This is a genomic window from Synechococcus sp. CBW1006, assembly GCF_015840525.1.
GTDB lineage: Bacteria > Cyanobacteriota > Cyanobacteriia > PCC-6307 > Cyanobiaceae > CBW1002.
This window is the reverse complement of sequence record NZ_CP060396.1, coordinates 219,497-237,475: the sequence shown is the minus strand read 5'-3', so window position 1 is coordinate 237,475 and position 17,979 is coordinate 219,497. Positions and strand designations below refer to the sequence as shown.

Genomic DNA, 17,979 nt, shown 5'->3' with positions numbered 1-17,979 from the left:
GGTTCATCTTGCCTCAGAGGTGGTCGCGTCGTCGTCGCGCAGACGCTGGTTGAGCGTGGCGATGATGGAATCTGCAACCTGGGTGCGCAGCGCCCGTTGCAGCCGCTTGCGCCGTTTCGCCTCGTCCAGGCAACTGCGGCTGGGGCAGAGGTAGGCCGAGCGGCCCATGCCCCTGTCCAGTCCGATTCCGCCCTGCGCCAGCCGGATCACCCGCCAGAGCTGTTCGCGGTTGAACAGCTCTCCACAGGCCACGCAGCGGCGCAGAACGGGTCGCGCCATCACCGGGTTCCATCCTCGTCGGCCGCGGCGGGTTCAGGGTCGGCCAGGGATTCCGTGTCGCTGGCAGTCGCCTCAGCCGGGACATCGGCTTCAGCCGGCTCTGGTTCAGCCAACTCAGCTTCGCTGCCGTCATCACCCTCCAGCATCTCCTCGTCCTCGGGCAGGGGATAGAGCTCGCGCAGGCGGGCGTCCTCCTCGGCGCGGGCGGCCTGCTCAGCGGCCAGGCGAGCTTCCGCTTCCGATTGAAGAGCTTCCTCTTCCTGACGCAGGGCGATCAGTTCGGCCACCTTCTCGTCTTCGCTGGCCTGGTCGTATTCGGCGGCGTTCTTGATATCGATCTTCCAGCCGGTCAGTCGGGCGGCCAGGCGCACATTCTGCCCTTCGCGGCCGATGGCCAGGCTGAGCTGGTCCGGGGGAACCAGGACATGGGCGTGGCGTCCATCGGGATCCACCAGCCGCACCATGTCCACCCGTGCCGGGCTGAGGGAGTTGGCGAGGTACTGACCCGGATCGGGAGACCAGCGGATCACGTCGATCTTTTCGCCGCGCAGTTCGTTGACCACCTGCTGGATGCGGGAGCCGCGGGCTCCGATGCAGGCTCCGACCGGATCCACCTCGCGTTCGACGCTGTCCACCGCCACCTTGGTGCGGGGACCGACCGATCGGGAAGGGGGGTTGGCCTCGCGGGCCACGGCCACGATCCGTACCGATCCCTCCTGGATCTCAGGGACTTCGTTCTCGAACAGATACACCACCAGACCGGCGTTGGAGCGGCTGACGAACAGCTGCGGGCCACGGCGGGGCACCTCGCTCACCTCCTTGAGAAACACCTTGAAGGTGGCGTTGGCGCGGTAGTTGTCGTTGGGCAGCTGGTCACGGCGCGGCAGTTCCGCCTCCACTTCGGGCCTGCCCAGGCCGCTGCTCACGGCCATGATCACGCTCTGGCGCTCGAAGCGGATCACCCGCGCGGTGAGCACAGGATCCTCCAGATCGGCGAACTCCTCCTGGATCATGCGGCGCTGCTGATCCCGCAGCTTCTGGGCCAGCACCTGCTTGGTGGTGGCGGCGGCCATGCGGCCGAAGTCGTCCTTCTCAGGAGTCACATCCAGGACCACCGTGTCCCCCACCTGGGCGTCCGGGGCCACCTGGCAGACCTCTTCGTAAGCGATCTGATGGTCGTCGCTCTCGACCTCCTCCACGATGATCTTGCTGGCCAGCACCCGGTAGCCCTCCTCATCGAGGTCGAGCGAGACGTCAAAATTGCTGAAGTAGTCCTCTTCGAACGGATCCTCGCTGATGCCCAGGTAGAGGGTGCGGCGGTAGCGCTCATAGCCCTTCAGCAGGGCCTCCCTCAGAGCGGCCTCCACCACCTGGGGGGCAAGTTTCTTCTCTTCACTGATGTCCTCGATCAGGTTGTTCAGACCGGGGAGCAGGACGAGGGCCATGGACGAATCGGTGGTGGATGGGGAAGGGGGAAGACGAACCGGAAGCGCGGGGGCTCAGGCGCTGCCGTCTGGAGTGATCAGGCGGACGCGAATCACAGCGTCGCGGGGGATGCGCACGGTGCGGCCGCGCTGATTGAGGCGTACATCCGTGGCGTCCCGTTCCAGCAACAACCCCTCCAGGCTGGTGCGCAGCCCTTTGGGGTCATGGAAACTGACCTCCACGGGAAAGCCTCGAAAGCTGCGGAAATCCCGATCGTCGTGAAGGTCTTCGCCGATGCCGGGACTGGTGATCTCCAGAACATAGGCCTCGGTCAGCAGCCCGGAGGCCTCGATCGCCTCGCCCAGCGGCCCGCTCAGGCCGGCGCACTCATCGAGGTTGATGTCGGCGCCATCAGATCGCTGCACCACCACCTGCAGGGTGAGGGGGATCCGATGGGTGTGCAGCCGCACATCCCGCACCTCAAGCGCCAGGGTGGAGGCCACTGGGGCGGCGAGCTGCAGCAGATCAGGAATCAGCGGATGGGGCAAGGCTCAGGGCTGCGGGCGTCGGCATGCATGGCCGCCGAGCCTCGCAGTTCTGGAACTGCCCCGCGGCTGCCCTCGCCTGACGGCGCTCGGCGGCAACGGGTCCTGCCCGGCGGGCAGTGCAGCCATTCACCCTAGGGGATTGCTGAGATCGATCTCCGGCGCTTCGGCGTAGTAGTCGCTGGCGACAACCTCACCGCGCCGCGTCGCGTCCTGGTTGAGGCACTGGGAGCACTGTTCCGGAGTGCGCAGGTACTGGCAGACCCGGGCCCAGAGTTTGGCGCGGCTGCCGGGTGCTCCCTGGCTGAAATGCACCAGGTCGTTGCCTCCGACCATGCCCTGGATCTCCACCTGGCAGAGGGTGCAGCGCTGACGACTGCCGGGAGGAATGGGAGCCATGGCCGGCGAAAACACTCGCGGCAACTTAAGCCGATCGCGCCGTGATGGGGCGCGGCCGTGCCCATTTGCCACCGAGCCCTGCCGGGTCCGGCAGATTCGGCGGCAGAGTGGATTCCCCTTAGCGCTGCGCTGCACGGCTGTGCCCGGGCGCCCCCTCTTGCCTTGCGTGTCCTGCAGCTGAGCGATCCCCACCTGCTGGCCGATCCGGCCGGTTGCTATCGCGCCCGCCAGCCACTGGCACAGTTGCGGCAGGCCCTGGAGCAGACCCTTGGCGCCGGTGGATCGGTCGGCGAGTTCGGCGGGGAGCGTCCTGATGTGCTGCTGATCAGCGGCGATCTCTGCCAGGACGAGAGCTGGGGCGGCTACATCAACCTGCGCGATCAGCTCGGGGCCGTCTGCCCGGGGCCTGGACGACCCCAGCTGGCCCTGTTGCCGGGCAACCACGATCATCCCCAGCTGCTGCGCGCGGCCCTGGGGCGCCAGGCCTGGATCGCCCCGGCGGAGCTGCGGCTTGCCGGTGCTCGCCTGTTGCTCCTCGACAGCCATTGGCCCGGCCAGCTGGCGGGCCGGCTGGGCCCGCGGCAGCTCGCCTGGCTGAGGGACCGGCTGGCGGTCGGCACTGCCGCCGAACCCCTGCTGGTGGCGCTGCATCACCCACCGGTGCCGATCGGTGATCCCGGTATGGATGCGATCGCCCTGGTCGATGGTCCCGAGCTGCTTGATCTCCTGGCGGACGCCGCAGGTCTGCAGGCTGTGGTGTTCGGCCACATCCACCAGCACTGGCTCGGCCACCTGCCGGGTCGTGCGGCGGTGCCGCTGCTGGGCTGTCCGTCCAGCCTCTGCCCCTTCCCGGCGGTGCAGGCCTGCCCTCAGGGCCGGGCTCAGGACCCGGGCGGGAGGCTGCTCACGCTCTCTCCGACCGGCCTGCGGCAGCGCTTGCTGCGCTGGGCGCCGGCGGTGGTGCCTAGCGTCGGCTGATGCTTGCTTCCCACCGTCTGTCCACGCTGGAACGCCCTGTGACGCCCACGTCGCGTGCGCCGGGTCCCTGTTCGCCTCAATGGAGGCAGCCCCTGCTGGCGATGCTGGTGCTGCTGGCGGCTCTGCTGCTGCCGCTTGCACCAGCCTGGTCGCTGGAGCCAGCCCCTCTGGCTTCCGAGACCCTGGCGGTTTCAGCTCCCCAGCCGACTCCCCACAGCTTCGTGGCGGAGGCAGCCCGCCGCGTGGCTCCGGCGGTGGTCCGGATCGATACCGAGCGCACCGTGGCGCGCCAGCCCTTTGATCCGGCCCTGCTCGATCCGTTTCTGCGGGAACTGTTCGGAGACCCTGCCGGCAGCATGCGCGAACGGGGCCAGGGCTCCGGCGTGGTGATCGAGGCCTCCCAGGGCCTCGTGCTCACCAATGCCCATGTGGTGGACCAGGTGGATGCGGTGGAGGTCACCCTGGCCAGCGGTCGCCAGCTGGACGCCACCGTGGTGGGTACCGATCCGGTCACCGATCTGGCCCTGGTGCGGATCGCCCGCGGTGGCGGGCTGCAGGCGGCCCCTCTGGGGGATTCCGAGGCCCTGGAGGTGGGCGACTGGGCCATTGCGCTGGGAAGCCCCTATGGCCTGGAGCGCACCGTGACTCTTGGGATTGTCAGCAGCCTGCACCGCGACATCAACAGCCTCGGCTTTGCCGACAAGCGCCTGGATCTGATCCAGACCGACGCGGCCATCAACCCGGGCAATTCCGGCGGCCCGCTGATCAACGCCGCCGGTGAGGTGATCGGCATCAACACGCTGGTGCGTTCCGGACCGGGCGCCGGCCTGGGCTTCGCCATCCCGATCAACCTGGCCAAGCGGGTGTCGGATCAGCTGGCCGGCGGTGGCCAGGTCGTGCACCCCTATCTGGGTCTGCAGTTGGTGCCGCTCACGGCCCGGAGGGCCCGCGAGAACAATCGCGATCCCGATGCCCTGGTGCAGTTGCCCGAACGGGATGGTGCCCTGGTGCAGCGGGTGCTGCCGGACAGTCCGGCGGAGGCGGCCGGCTTGCATCGCGGCGATCTGGTGGTGGCGGCCGGTGAGCAGGCGATCGCCAGCCCGTCGGTGCTGCTGCAGCTGGTGGAACATGCCGCCGTGGGCGAGCCGCTTCCCCTCAAGGTGCTGCGGGGACAGCGGGAGCTCAAGCTCTCGATCCGTCCGGCCGCCCTGCCGATGGCTGGCTGAGGGGCTTCCTGCAGGCTTCCGTTGGGTCCATTGCTACGGTCACGGCCCTCCGATTGCATAGGGCATGGCCGATCTGCAGGACCGCATGAAGCAGGCCGTGGCTGAGGCTGCGGTCGAGCAGATCCAGGACGGCATGGTGCTGGGCCTGGGCTCCGGGTCCACCGCTGCCCTGATGATCCGAGCCCTTGGAGCCAAGCTCCAGCAGGGTGAGCTGAAGGACATCGTGGGGGTGACCACGTCGTTCCAGGGCGAGGTGCTGGCAGCGGAACTGGGGATTCCGCTCAGAAGCCTCAATGCGATCGAGCGCATCGATCTGGCGATCGACGGCGCCGACGAGGTGGATCCCTCCTTCCAGCTGATCAAGGGCGGCGGTGCCTGCCACGTGCAGGAGAAACTGGTGGCCCGCCGTGCCGATCGGTTCGTGGTGGTGGTGGATGCCACCAAGTTGGTGGAGACCCTCAACCTGGGTTTTCTGCTGCCGGTGGAGGTGCTGCCCGGTGCCTGGCGACAGGTCCAGGCTGAGCTGATCACGCTGGGGGCCACGGCGGAGTTGCGCATGGCCGTCCGCAAGGCCGGGCCGGTGGTGACCGATCAGGGCAATCTCGTGCTCGATGCGGCGTTTGCCGGCGGGATCACCGATCCGCTCGGCCTGGAGAGGGAGATCAACAACCTGCCTGGCGTGCTGGAGAACGGCCTGTTCGTGAACCTCACCGATCAGGTGCTGGTGGGAGAGATCGTCGATGGCGTGCCCGGTGTGCGGGATCTGGTGAAGCGCTGAAGCCTCGGGCCTGCGGCGGCGCCCAGGGGCTCAGCCCAGTCGCCGCCGCACCGACTCGGCATGGCTATGCAGGCCCTCGCTTTCGGCCAGGGTGATCACCGCCGCGCCCGTGGCCTCCAGCGCTGCCCGGTTGAAGTGAATCAGGCTGGTGTGGCGCAGGAAGGTCTCCACGCTCAGGGCACCGGCGAAGCGGGCGGTGCCGGAGGTGGGCAGGGTGTGGTTGGGACCGGCCAGGTAATCGCCAACGGCTTCGGGGCTCCAGGGGCCCAGGAAGATGGCGCCGGCATGGCGAATGCGCTCGGCGAGAGACTGGGGATCGTCCACCAGCAGCTCCAGGTGTTCCGGAGCGAAGCGATCACTCAGGGCCGCCGCCTCCTCCAGATCGGCGCAGAGCACGATCATGCCCCACGCTTCCAGGGCGCTGCGGGTGATGGCGGCCCGCGGGTGGCCAGCCAGCTGGGCCTCCAGGGCCGCCGGCATGGCCGCGGCCAGTTCGGCGCTGGTGGTGAGCAGGATGGCGGCAGCCAGGGGGTCGTGTTCGGCCTGGGCCATCAGATCGGCGGCCACCTGATCAGCTCGGGCGGTGTGATCGGCGATCACCAGCACCTCGCTGGGGCCGGCCAGCGAATCGATCGACACCCGCCCGTAGACCGCCTTCTTGGCCAGGGTCACGTAGAGATTGCCCGGGCCGCTGATCACATCCACCCGGGGGATCGTTTCGGTGCCGTAGGCCAGGGCGGCCACGGCCTGGGCGCCGCCGATCCGATACACCTCCGTGACCCCGGCCAGATGGGCGGCGGCAAGCACGGTGGCGTTCGGTTCACCGCCGGGGCCCGGTGGGGTCACCATCACCAGGCGTTCGACGCCGGCAACCAGAGCCGGCACGGCGTTCATCAGCACGGTGCTGGGGTAGGAGGCTCGCCCGCCGGGGACGTAGAGCCCGGCCCGTTCCACCGGTCGCCAGCGGCGTCCGAGCAGTTCGCCGTGGGGGCCGGTCACGGCCAGATCCTCAGGCTTCTGGCGCTCGTGGAAAGCGAGGATGCGCTGGTGCGCCAGGGTGAGCGCCTCCTGCAGCTGGCTCGGGCATTCCTGCCAGGCCTGCGCCAGGCGTTCCGGCGCAATCCGCAGCGGGTCAGGGCGGATGCCATCGAAGCGTTCGGTCAGCTCCAGCAGCGCCTGGTCGCCCTGGCGGCGCACCTGCTCGAGGATTTCCTCCACCCGCTGCTGTTCCTGCAGCAGGCGGCTGCCGCTGGTGCGTTCGGCGATCGCCTCCAGCCGCTCCCGCGCCGCCGTCGCATCGTGGAGCACCGTCAGTCGCAACGGACCTTGGGCGCGGTCGGGGGCGGCGGCAGGGGCGGAGGCAACCACGGGGCGGAGGCGCGGAGGACCGGCGCTGCAGAGGTTGTAAGCACGCTAGAGCTCGGCTCGTCGGGGGGGGGGGTGATGGGCCGAACGGTAGGATCCTCATTTGCCGAATCCGCGCCAGTACGCCTGTGGCCAATAACAAGTCGTCGAAGAAGCGCATCGAGATCGCGGAGCGCAACCGCCAGCGGAACCGCACCTACAAGTCGGCTCTGCGGACCCTGATGAAGCGCTGCTTCACCGCCTGCAGCAGCTATGCGCAGGAGCCGGGCGATCAGGCCAAGGACGTGGTTCAGACCAGCATGAACGCCGCCTTCAGCAAGATCGACAAGGCCGTGAAGTGTGGTGTGCTGCACCGCAACACCGGTGCCCATCAGAAGTCGCGCATCAGCGCCGCTGTCAAGAAGGCGATCGAGCCTGCCGCTGCTGTCGGCTGATCCGGCCGTTTCCGGTCGATCACCTCAGTCCCTCTGCAAGGCCCCATGCCGGCGACCCTGGTCGATAGCCATTGCCACATCGTTTTTCGAAACTTCGACGACGACATCGATCTCGTGGCCCAGCGCTGGCGTGACGCCGGAGTTCGGCGGCTGGTCCATGCCTGCGTTGAGCCCTCGGAGATCCCGGCGATCCGTGCCTTGGCGGACCGTTTCCCCGAGCTCCGCTATTCCGTGGGTGTCCATCCTCTGGATACGGAGCACTGGCAGTCCGATACCGCCAGGGTGCTGCGTCAGGCCGCCATCGACGATCCCCGGGTTGTGGCCATCGGCGAACTGGGTCTGGATCTGTTCCGGGTCCGGAATCTCGACGAGCAGCTGGCGGTTCTTGTACCCCAGCTGGACCTGGCGGTGGAGCTGGATCTGCCGGTGATCATCCACTGCCGTGATGCGGCCGAGCCCATGCTCGATCTGTTGCGCGATCGCGCCTCCGATCAGCGTTGCCCCCGTGGGGTGATGCACTGCTGGGGCGGAACCCCTGAGGAGATGGCCGGTTTTCTGGAGCTCGGTCTGTTCATCAGCTTCAGCGGCACGGTCACCTTCCCCAAGGCCGAAGCCACCCATGCCTGCGCTCGGGCGGTGCCCGCCGATCGTTTTCTGGTCGAGACCGATTGTCCGTTCCTGGCCCCCGTGCCAAGGCGAGGCAAGCGGAACGAACCCGCCTTCGTGGCGGCCGTGGCCGCCAGGGTTGCCGAGCTCAGGGGCGAGAGCCTTGAGCAGGTGGCCCAGACCAGCAGTGCCAACGCAGCACGCTTGTTTGGCCTTGGGCTTGACAGTGTATGATTTTTTATTGCCTTGGTAGCGGAAGCGCTCCTTTGCCGACGCCTGCAGCCGTGAAGCGAGTCCCGTAAAGAGAGCCGGCAGCGGCGGCCGTTCCTGGACCCAGGAGCGGCTGTTCGCATGTCGGAACTCTCCTGCACTGGCTCACCGGCCTCAGCTGCACCCCAACCCCTCAAGCCCAATCGGTGGCAATCCTCCAACGGCGTCCACAGCCGTTGCCGTTCCACCGAGCCCATCTTCTACCCCACCGTTCCTGCAGGTCCACCGCATGAGCAGCGCGATCCAGGTCGCCAAGACCGCCACTTATCTCCCTGATCTGGTGGAGGTACAGCGGGCGAGCTTCAAATGGTTCCTGGAGAAGGGGCTGATCGAAGAGCTCGAGAGCTTCTCTCCGATCACCGATTACACCGGCAAGCTGGAGCTTCACTTCATCGGTAGCGAGTACCGACTCAAGCGTCCGCGCCACGACGTCGAGGAGGCCAAGCGCCGCGACGCCACCTTCGCGTCACAGATGTATGTGACCTGCCGCCTGGTCAATAAGGAGACCGGCGAGATCAAGGAGCAGGAGGTGTTCATCGGTGAACTGCCTCTGATGACCGAGCGTGGCACGTTCATCATCAATGGCGCTGAGCGCGTGATCGTCAACCAGATCGTGCGGTCGCCCGGGGTCTATTTCAAGGATGAGCAGGACAAGAACGGCCGCAAGACCTTCAACGCCAGCCTGATCCCCAACCGCGGTGCCTGGCTGAAGTTCGAGACCGACAAGAACGACCTGCTGCACGTGCGTGTCGACAAGACCCGCAAGATCAACGCCCACGTGCTGATGCGTGCCATCGGCCTGTCGGACAACGATGTGCTCGACAAGCTGCGGCACCCGGAGTATTACCAGAAGTCGATCGAGGCGGCCAACGACGAGGGCATCGCCTCGGAAGATCAGGCCCTGCTGGAGCTCTACAAGAAGCTGCGGCCCGGTGAGCCCCCCTCCGTCAGCGGCGGTCAGCAGCTGCTGCACAGCCGTTTCTTCGATCCGAAGCGCTACGACCTCGGCCGGGTCGGTCGCTACAAGATCAACAAGAAACTCCGCCTCACGATTCCTGATGCGACTCGCACCCTCACGCCCGAGGATGTGCTCAGCACGATCGATTACCTGATCAACCTGGAACTTGATGTCGGTGGCGCCAGCCTCGACGACATTGATCACCTCGGCAATCGCCGGGTGCGCTCGGTGGGTGAGCTTCTGCAGAACCAGGTGCGTGTGGGCCTCAACCGCCTGGAGCGGATCATCAAGGAACGCATGACGGTCGGTGAGACCGAATCGCTCACCCCGGCCCAGCTGGTGAACCCCAAGCCGCTGGTGGCGGCGATCAAGGAGTTCTTCGGCTCCAGTCAGCTGAGCCAGTTCATGGATCAGACCAATCCCCTGGCGGAGCTCACCCACAAGCGGCGCATCAGCGCCCTCGGTCCAGGGGGCCTCACCCGGGAGCGGGCCGGTTTCGCCGTACGCGACATTCACCCTTCTCACTACGGCCGCATCTGTCCGATCGAAACGCCGGAAGGCCCGAATGCCGGCCTGATCGGCTCGCTCGCCACCCACGCCCGGGTGAATGAGTACGGCTTCATCGAAACGCCTTTCTGGAAGGTGGAAGAGGGCATCGTGCTCAAGCAGGGCGATCCGATCTACCTCTCCGCCGACCTCGAGGATGAGTGCCGCGTTGCCCCTGGCGATGTTCCGACCGACTCCACCGGTCTGATCACCGCCGAACTGGTACCGGTGCGCTACCGCCAGGACTTTGAAAAGGTACCTCCCGAGCAGGTGGACTATGTCCAGCTTTCGCCGGTGCAGGTGATTTCGGTCGCCACCTCGTTGATTCCCTTCCTCGAGCACGACGACGCCAACCGTGCCCTGATGGGTTCGAACATGCAACGGCAGGCCGTGCCGCTGCTGCGTCCGGAGCGCCCCTTGGTGGGCACCGGTCTGGAAACGCAGGTGGCCCGCGACTCCGGCATGGTGCCGATCACCAAGGTGAATGGCACGGTTTCGTTCGTGGATGCCACTGCGATCGTGATCCGCGATGAATTCGGTGTGGATCACACCCACTATCTGCAGAAATACCAGCGTTCCAACCAGGACACCTGCCTCAACCAGCGGCCGATTGTGAAGTTGGGCGATCCGGTGATTGCCGGTCAGGTGCTGGCCGATGGATCCGCCTGCGAAGGCGGTGAAATCGCCCTGGGTCAGAATGTGTTGATCGCTTACATGCCCTGGGAGGGATACAACTACGAGGATGCCATCCTGGTGAGTGATCGCCTCGTGCAGGAAGATCTCTACACCTCGGTGCACATCGAGAAGTACGAGATTGAAGCTCGCCAGACCAAGCTTGGTCCCGAGGAAATCACTCGCGAGATTCCCAATGTTGCCGAGGAGAGCCTCGGCAACCTCGATGAGATGGGTATCATCCGCATCGGTGCCTACGTCGAGAGTGGCGACATTCTGGTGGGCAAGGTGACGCCCAAGGGTGAATCTGATCAGCCCCCCGAGGAGAAACTGCTGCGCGCCATCTTTGGCGAGAAGGCTCGCGATGTGCGCGACAACTCCCTGCGGGTTCCCAGCACCGAGCGCGGCCGCGTCGTTGACGTGCGCATCTACACCCGGGAGCAGGGTGATGAACTGCCACCGGGCGCCAACATGGTGGTGCGGGTCTATGTGGCGCAGCGCCGCAAGATCCAGGTGGGCGACAAGATGGCTGGCCGCCACGGCAACAAGGGGATCATCAGCCGCATCCTGCCGCGGGAAGACATGCCCTACCTGCCCGATGGCACACCGATCGACATCGTGCTCAACCCCCTGGGTGTGCCGAGCCGGATGAACGTCGGTCAGGTGTTCGAGTGCCTGATGGGCTGGGCGGCCTCCCACCTGGAATCACGGGTGAAGGTGGTGCCCTTCGATGAGATGCACGGCCCCGAGATGTCGAAGCAGACCGTGCAGGCTTTCCTGGAATCAGCCAAGGCCCTGCCCGGCAAGGATTGGGTCTACGACCCTGAGAACCCCGGCAAGATCCAGCTGGTCGATGGCCGCACCGGCGAACCGTTCGATCAGCCGGTCACGGTGGGCTTTGCCCATATCCTCAAGCTGGTCCACCTGGTCGACGACAAGATCCACGCCCGTTCGACCGGCCCTTACTCCCTGGTGACCCAGCAGCCCCTGGGCGGCAAGGCGCAGCAGGGTGGCCAGCGCCTTGGCGAGATGGAGGTCTGGGCCCTGGAGGCCTACGGCGCCGCCTACACCCTGCAGGAACTGCTCACCGTCAAGTCCGACGACATGCAGGGCCGCAACGAGGCCCTCAACGCCATCGTCAAGGGCAAGCCGATCCCCCGGCCTGGCACGCCCGAGTCGTTCAAGGTGCTGATGCGCGAACTCCAGTCCCTGGGGCTCGACATCGCCGTCTACACCGATGCCGGTGAGGAGGTGGATCTGATGCAGGACGTCAATCCACGCCGCAGCACCCCCAGCCGTCCCACCTACGAATCCCTCGGCGTCGCGGACTACGACGACGACTGATCGCTGATCCGTTCCGTTCCCTTCGACCTCCGCGCGCTCCAAGCCCATGTCCAACAGCAACCTCCGCACCGAGAATCACTTCGACTACGTCAAGATCACGCTCGCTTCCCCCGAGCGGATCATGCAGTGGGGGCAGCGCACGCTGCCCAACGGTCAGGTGGTGGGTGAGGTGACCAAGCCGGAAACGATCAACTACCGCACGCTCAAGCCGGAGATGGACGGCTTGTTCTGCGAGAAGATCTTCGGCCCGTCGAAGGACTGGGAGTGTCACTGCGGCAAGTACAAGCGCGTGCGGCACCGCGGCATCGTCTGCGAGCGTTGCGGTGTCGAGGTGACCGAGAGCCGCGTGCGGCGTCATCGCATGGGCTTCATCAAGCTGGCGGCCCCCGTCTCGCATGTGTGGTACCTGAAGGGAATCCCCAGCTACGTGGCAATTCTGCTCGACATGCCCCTGCGGGATGTGGAGCAGATCGTCTACTTCAACTGCTACGTGGTGCTCGACAAGGGCGATCACAAGGATCTCACCTACAAGCAGTTACTCACCGAGGATGAGTGGCTTGAAATCGAAGATCAGATTTACGCCGAGGATTCGGAGATCGAGAACGAGCCCCAGGTGGGGATCGGCGCCGAGGCCCTCAAGCAACTGCTCGAAGACCTTGATCTGCCCGTGATCGCTGAGCAGCTGCGCGAGGATATCGCCGCCAGCAAGGGTCAGAAGCGGGCCAAACTGATCAAGCGCCTGCGGGTGATCGACAACTTCATCGCCACCGGTGCCAAGCCCGACTGGATGGTGCTGGATGTGATCCCAGTGATCCCGCCCGATCTGCGTCCGATGGTGCAGCTCGATGGGGGTCGCTTTGCTACCTCCGACCTGAACGATCTCTATCGTCGCGTCATCAACCGCAACAACCGGTTAGGCCGTCTGCAGGAGATCCTGGCTCCTGAGATCATCGTCCGCAATGAAAAGCGGATGCTGCAGGAAGCCGTTGATGCTCTGATCGATAACGGTCGCCGAGGCCGCACCGTGGTGGGGGCCAACAACCGTGCCCTGAAGTCGCTGAGCGACATCATCGAGGGCAAGCAGGGCCGCTTCCGTCAGAACCTGCTCGGCAAGCGGGTCGACTACTCCGGTCGTTCCGTGATTGTGGTGGGCCCCAAGCTCAAGATGCATCAGTGCGGTCTGCCCAAGGAGATGGCGATCGAGCTGTTTCAGCCCTTCGTGATCCATCGCCTGATCCGTCAGAACATCGTCAACAACATCAAGGCCGCCAAGAAGCTGATTGCGCGTGCCGATGATGAGGTGATGCAGGTGCTTCAGGAGGTGATTGAAGGCCATCCGATCCTGCTCAACCGGGCCCCGACGCTGCACCGTCTCGGCATTCAGGCCTTCGAGCCGAAGCTGGTCGATGGGCGTGCGATTCAGTTGCACCCGCTGGTCTGCCCCGCCTTCAACGCCGACTTTGACGGTGACCAGATGGCCGTGCACGTGCCCCTGGCGATTGAGGCCCAGACGGAAGCTCGCATGTTGATGCTGGCCAGCAACAACATCCTCTCGCCGGCCACGGGTGAGCCGATCATCACCCCCTCCCAGGACATGGTGCTCGGCGCCTACTACCTCACGGCCGTCAAGCCCGACTACGACAAGCCTGCGTTTGGCGATCGCCGCCGCAGCTTCGCCAGCCTCGACGATGTGATTGCCGCTTTTGAGGAGAAGCACCTCACCCTGCATGACTGGGTCTGGGTGCGGTTCTCCGGTGAGGTGGAGAGCGACGATGAGGAGAGCGCTCCCTTGCAGGAGGAGACCCTCAGCGACGGGACCCGCATCGAGCAGTGGAAGTATCGCCGCGATCGTTTCGATGAAGACGGCGCCTTGATCAGCCGCTATCTGCTCACCACGGTGGGTCGTGTTGTGATCAATCACACCATCATCGACGCGGTGGCTGCCGCCTGAGTTTCGGCAGAGCAGAACAGTCTTTCTTTCTCTTTTCGTTTTTCTCCAGCGCGCGCTGCCATGACCGCCACCTCGTCCAAATCCAGCAAATCCAAGGCCAAAGCCGCTGCGGTTGTTGAGCCCACCCTCACAGCCGAGGGCCGCAACGCGCCGCTGAGCAAGATGGCGCCGCCGTTCCGCAACCGCGTGATCGACAAGAAGGCCCTCCGCAACCTGGTGGCCTGGGCCTACAAGAACCATGGCACCGCCGCTACGGCGGCTATGGCCGACGAGCTCAAGGACCTTGGTTTCCACTACGCCACCCAGGCCGCCGTGTCGATCTCGGTCGACGACCTGCAGGTTCCGGACGACAAGCCGCAGCTGCTGCGAGAGGCAGAGCAGCAGATCACCGAAACAGAGGAGCGCTATCGCCTGGGTGAGATCACCGAGGTGGAGCGTCACACCAAGGTGATCGACACCTGGACCGAAACCAACGAGCGTCTCGTCAACTCCGTGAAGCGGAACTTCGATGAGAATCATCCGCTCAATTCGGTGTGGATGATGGCCAACTCCGGCGCCCGGGGCAACATGTCCCAGGTGCGTCAGTTGGTCGGCATGCGCGGCCTGATGGCCAACCCCCAGGGGGAGATCATCGACCTGCCGATCCGCACCAACTTCCGTGAGGGGCTCACGGTCACCGAATATGTGATCTCCTCCTACGGGGCCCGCAAGGGTCTGGTGGATACGGCCCTGCGTACCGCAGACTCCGGTTACCTCACCCGCCGTCTGGTGGATGTGGCCCAGGATGTGATTGTCCGGGAGGACGATTGCGGCACCACCCGCGGGATCGTGATTGAGGCCGATGAGAAGGGCCGCTTCGGTTCCAAGCTCACCGGTCGCCTCGCGGGTGAACCGGTGGTGGACGCCAATGGTGAGATTCTGGTGGACCGCGATGGAGAAATCGATCCTCCGACCTCCAAGCGGATTGAGGCCGCTGGGGTGCGCTCCGTGGTGGTGCGTTCGCCGCTCACCTGTGAAGCGTCACGTTCTGTCTGCCGCAAGTGCTATGGCTGGGCCCTGGCGCACAACGAACTTGTCGACCTGGGTGAGGCCGTCGGCATCATCGCGGCCCAGTCGATCGGTGAGCCGGGCACCCAGCTCACGATGCGGACATTCCACACCGGTGGTGTGTCCACCGCTGAAACCGGTGTGGTGCGCTCTTTGGTCGAGGGTGTGGTTGAGTTCGGATCCAAGGCGCGCGTGCGTGGTTTCCGCACGCCCCACGGCGTCGAAGCGCAGATTGCCGAAACCGATTTCACCCTGACGGTGAAACCGACGGGCAAGGGCAAAGTCCAGAAGCTGGACATCAGCAGCGGTTCGCTGCTGTTCGTTGCCGATGGCGCCGTCACCCCCGCCGATACGATGCTGGCCCAGATCTCATCCGGTGCCACCACCAAAAAGAGCGTTGAAAAGGCCACCAAGGATGTGATCTGCGACCTGGCCGGCCAGGTGCGTTACGAGGATGTGATTCAGCCCAAGGAGGTCACTGACCGCCAGGGAAACATCACCCTCAAGGCCACCCGCCTGGGTCGGCTCTGGGTGTTCAGTGGTGATGTCTATAACCTTCCTCCCAATGCCCAGCCGGTGGTTCAGGGTGTCAAGCCGGTGGTGACAGGTGAGGTGCTGGCGGAGAGTCGTCTGGTCAGTGAGTACGGCGGTGCCGTGCGGCTGCGGGAGTCGGCTGGAGATTCCCGTGAAGTGCAGATTGTGACGGCCAGCCTCACCCTGCGCGACTGCAAGCTGGTTGGTGAGTCCAACCACTCGGGTGAAACCTGGTATCTCGATGGCAAGGACAACAGCCGCTATCTGCTCAAGACAGCTCCTGGCAGCAAGATCGGTGCCGGTGAGGTGATTGCCGAGCTGGCGGATGACCGATTCCGCACCCAGACCGGCGGCCTGGTGAAGTATGCCCCCGGCCTGTCGATCAAGAAGGCTCGCAGTGCCAAGAATGGCTATGAGGTGAGCAAGGGTGGCACGCTGCTGTGGATCCCGCAGGAGACGCATGAAATCAACAAAGACATCTCCTTGTTGATGATTGAAGACGGCCAGTGGATCGAAGCTGGAACGGAGGTGGTCAAGGACATCTTCAGCCAGACCGCCGGTATTGTAACGGTGACGCAGAAGAACGACATTCTGCGGGAGATCATTGTTCGCTCCGGCACCCTGCATCTGGTGTCCGACAGCAAAGTGCTCAGCCGTTTCGGCGAGGGCAAACTGGTCAATCCTGGCGAAGAGATTGCACCGTCCCTCAAGGCCGAGGCCATGGTGTTTGTCGAGACGGTCGATACGCCTGAGGGTGGCGCCCTGCTGCTTCGTCCGGTGGAGGAATACACCATCCCTGATGAGGCCCATCTGCCCGATCTTGGCTCGGTCAAGCAGAGTGGTGGTCCCTCCCTGGGGCTCAAGGCCACGCAACGTCTCACCTTCAAGGATGGTGAGTTGATCAAGAGCGTCGAGGGTGTGGAGTTGCTGCGCACCCAGCTGATTCTCGACACCTTCGACACGACACCCCAGATGACGGTGGACGTGGAGGTTGTGCCCGACAAGCGGGCCAAGACGATCGAACGGCTGCAGCTGGTGATCCTCGAATCCCTGCTGGTCCGCCGCGACACCCTGTCAGATGCCAGCCATGGCTCCACCCACACTGAGCTGCAGGTGCAGGACGGCGATTCTGTCAAGAGCGGGGATGTGGTGGCGACCACCCAGATCCTCTGCAAGTACGACGGCGTGGTCCAGCTGCCTGAACTGCAGGCTGACGAGCCGGTGCGTCGCTTGATCGTGGAGCGCGAAGGCGACACCCATTCCATCCCCCTCGGGTCCGCTGCTCCCCAGGTGGCCATTGGACAGCGGGTTGTGGATGGCGATGTTCTGGCTGAGGGCCTCGTTGCTCCCTGCTGCGGCCAGGTGGAGGAGATCGAGGGCGGCGTTGTGACGATCCGTCTGGGGCGTCCCTACATGGTCTCGCCCGATTCGGTGCTGCACGTGCGTGACGGTGAGCTGGTGCAGCGTGGGGACGGCCTTGCCCTGCTGGTGTTCGAACGTCAGAAGACCGGCGACATCGTGCAGGGTCTGCCGCGGATCGAAGAACTGCTGGAGGCGCGCCGTCCGCGGGATTCCGCCGTGCTCTGCCGCAAGAACGGCACGGTTCAGATCAAGCAGGGTGACGACGATGATTCGATCACGGTGTCGGTGATCGAGGCCGATGATGCCATCACCGAGTACCCGATCCTGCTGGGCCGCAACGTGATGGTCAGCGATGGCCAGCAGGTGACGGCCGGTGAGCTGCTCACCGATGGTCCGATCAACCCCCACGAGCTGCTGGAGTGCTTCTTCGAAGATCGCCGCAGCCGCAAACCCACCATGGAGGCGGCTCAGGAGGCGATCTCACAACTGCAATACCGCATGGTGCAGGAAGTGCAGAACGTCTACAAGAGCCAGGGCGTCTCGATCGATGACAAGCACATCGAGGTGATCGTGCGGCAGATGACCAGCAAGGTGCGGATCGAGGACGCTGGCGATACCACCCTGCTGCCCGGCGAACTGATCGAGTTGCGTCAGGTGGAGCAGGTCAATTCGGCCATGGCGATCACCGGGGGTGCTCCTTCCGAGTTCACACCGGTGCTGCTGGGGATCACCAAGGCCTCGCTCAACACCGACAGCTTCATCTCGGCGGCCTCCTTCCAGGAAACCACCCGGGTGCTGACCGAGGCGGCGATCGAGGGCAAGAGCGACTGGCTGCGGGGACTCAAGGAGAACGTGATCATCGGTCGCCTGATCCCTGCGGGCACCGGCTTCGGCGGCTTCGAAGAGGAGCTGCGCGCTGAGGCGGGCCCCCATCCCGACATCCTTGAGGAGGAGAACGCCAGCTACCGCCGCATGCAGAACCTCCGCCCCGATTACACGGTGGAACTCCCCTCACCGGCTAGTTCCACCGCGGTGCTCGACGATCCCTCCGATGCGGATCTCGAAGCCACCCGCAGCCGTCATGGCATCGAGGGCAGCAGTTATGCCGCCTTCACGCGCCCCGGGGCGGACGATGGCCTGCAGGAGGAGTTGATCCCTGACCCCGATGCCGTCGAGGGTCTGCAGGAGGAGGGCCTGCTGAGCGACGATTGAGGCCTTGATCCGGCGTCGATCTTCCGCACCCCATGCGGTCGTCGCCGG

General features: G+C 65.2%; 13 protein-coding genes. 8 read left to right on the top strand and 5 right to left on the bottom strand.

From position 1 onward, the window contains the following. Positions 1–3: 3 nt before the first annotated feature. The 4 genes from H8F26_RS01190 to H8F26_RS01175 form a co-directional block, all read right to left on the bottom strand. Positions 4–279 carry a YlxR family protein gene (locus tag H8F26_RS01190; RefSeq protein WP_370594662.1) on the bottom strand — a complete coding sequence of 92 codons (276 nt, stop codon included), beginning with the start codon at positions 277–279 and terminating at the stop codon, positions 4–6. Then, positions 279–1,724 carry a transcription termination factor NusA gene (gene nusA, locus H8F26_RS01185; RefSeq protein ID WP_197156909.1) on the bottom strand — a complete coding sequence of 482 codons (1,446 nt, stop codon included), beginning with the start codon at positions 1,722–1,724 and terminating at the stop codon, positions 279–281. The genes H8F26_RS01190 and nusA overlap by 1 nt, the downstream gene beginning before the upstream one ends. A 54-nt stretch (positions 1,725–1,778) precedes the next feature. Continuing rightward, positions 1,779–2,252: a ribosome assembly cofactor RimP gene (locus tag H8F26_RS01180; protein ID WP_197156907.1), complete on the bottom strand. Its 474-nt coding sequence runs from the start codon at positions 2,250–2,252 to the stop codon at positions 1,779–1,781. 126 nt (positions 2,253–2,378) lie between these two features. Then, positions 2,379–2,648 (bottom strand): hypothetical protein, encoded by a 270-nt coding sequence (locus tag H8F26_RS01175; protein WP_197156905.1) that lies wholly within the window; start codon positions 2,646–2,648, stop codon positions 2,379–2,381. A gap of 162 nt (positions 2,649–2,810) precedes the next feature. Between H8F26_RS01175 and H8F26_RS01170 the strand changes: the two genes are divergently transcribed. From H8F26_RS01170 to rpiA, 3 genes are all read left to right on the top strand, one after another. Further along, the gene (locus tag H8F26_RS01170) at positions 2,811–3,626 is read left to right on the top strand and encodes a metallophosphoesterase (protein ID WP_197156904.1); all 816 of its coding nucleotides are present in this window, start codon (positions 2,811–2,813) and stop codon (positions 3,624–3,626) included. Positions 3,627–3,727: 101 nt separating this feature from the next. Further along, entirely contained in the window at positions 3,728–4,852 is a 1,125-nt protein-coding gene (locus H8F26_RS01165) for a trypsin-like peptidase domain-containing protein (RefSeq protein WP_197158892.1), read from the top strand. Positions 4,853–4,916: 64 nt separating this feature from the next. Beyond that, on the top strand, positions 4,917–5,630 hold the full coding sequence (gene rpiA, locus H8F26_RS01160; protein WP_197156902.1) for a ribose-5-phosphate isomerase RpiA: 714 nt from the start codon (positions 4,917–4,919) through the stop codon (positions 5,628–5,630). Positions 5,631–5,660: 30 nt separating this feature from the next. Here the strand turns inward: rpiA and hisD are convergent, their stop codons facing one another. Next, positions 5,661–6,998, bottom strand: coding sequence for a histidinol dehydrogenase (hisD, locus tag H8F26_RS01155; RefSeq protein ID WP_197156900.1), 1,338 nt, complete (start codon positions 6,996–6,998; stop codon positions 5,661–5,663). A 125-nt stretch (positions 6,999–7,123) separates the two neighbouring features. On the opposite strand from hisD, the gene rpsT reads away from it, so the two are divergent. The 5 genes from rpsT (at position 7,124) to H8F26_RS01130 (ending at position 17,931) form a co-directional block, all read left to right on the top strand. Then, on the top strand, positions 7,124–7,429 hold the full coding sequence (gene rpsT / locus H8F26_RS01150; protein ID WP_197156899.1) for a 30S ribosomal protein S20: 306 nt from the start codon (positions 7,124–7,126) through the stop codon (positions 7,427–7,429). Positions 7,430–7,474: 45 nt separating this feature from the next. Beyond that, complete coding sequence (locus tag H8F26_RS01145; protein WP_197156897.1) at positions 7,475–8,269, top strand: TatD family hydrolase; 795 nt, start codon at positions 7,475–7,477, stop codon at positions 8,267–8,269. A gap of 265 nt (positions 8,270–8,534) precedes the next feature. Continuing rightward, positions 8,535–11,825, top strand: coding sequence for a DNA-directed RNA polymerase subunit beta (gene rpoB / locus H8F26_RS01140; protein WP_197156896.1), 3,291 nt, complete (start codon positions 8,535–8,537; stop codon positions 11,823–11,825). Positions 11,826–11,871: 46 nt separating this feature from the next. Continuing rightward, entirely contained in the window at positions 11,872–13,776 is a 1,905-nt protein-coding gene (locus tag H8F26_RS01135) for a DNA-directed RNA polymerase subunit gamma (protein WP_197156894.1), read from the top strand. Between the two features lie 60 nt (positions 13,777–13,836). After that, a complete protein-coding gene (locus H8F26_RS01130; RefSeq protein WP_197156892.1) occupies positions 13,837–17,931 on the top strand; it encodes a DNA-directed RNA polymerase subunit beta' in 4,095 nt (1,364 codons plus the stop codon). Positions 17,932–17,979 lie beyond the last annotated feature (48 nt).

Bases quoted from the DNA above. Each gene is read 5' to 3' on its own strand.
- H8F26_RS01175 (WP_197156905.1), bottom strand. From the start codon at position 2,648: ATGGCTCCCATTCCTCCCGGCAGTCGTCAGCGCTGCACCCTCTGCCAG.
- H8F26_RS01145 (WP_197156897.1), top strand. From the start codon at position 7,475: ATGCCGGCGACCCTGGTCGATAGCCATTGCCACATCGTTTTTCGAAAC.
- H8F26_RS01135 (WP_197156894.1), top strand. From the start codon at position 11,872: ATGTCCAACAGCAACCTCCGCACCGAGAATCACTTCGACTACGTCAAG.
- nusA (WP_197156909.1), bottom strand. From the start codon at position 1,724: ATGGCCCTCGTCCTGCTCCCCGGTCTGAACAACCTGATCGAGGACATC.
- H8F26_RS01130 (WP_197156892.1), top strand. From the start codon at position 13,837: ATGACCGCCACCTCGTCCAAATCCAGCAAATCCAAGGCCAAAGCCGCT.
- H8F26_RS01165 (WP_197158892.1), top strand. From the start codon at position 3,728: ATGCTGGTGCTGCTGGCGGCTCTGCTGCTGCCGCTTGCACCAGCCTGG.
- H8F26_RS01190 (WP_370594662.1), bottom strand. From the start codon at position 279: ATGGCGCGACCCGTTCTGCGCCGCTGCGTGGCCTGTGGAGAGCTGTTC.
- rpiA (WP_197156902.1), top strand. From the start codon at position 4,917: ATGGCCGATCTGCAGGACCGCATGAAGCAGGCCGTGGCTGAGGCTGCG.
- rpoB (WP_197156896.1), top strand. From the start codon at position 8,535: ATGAGCAGCGCGATCCAGGTCGCCAAGACCGCCACTTATCTCCCTGAT.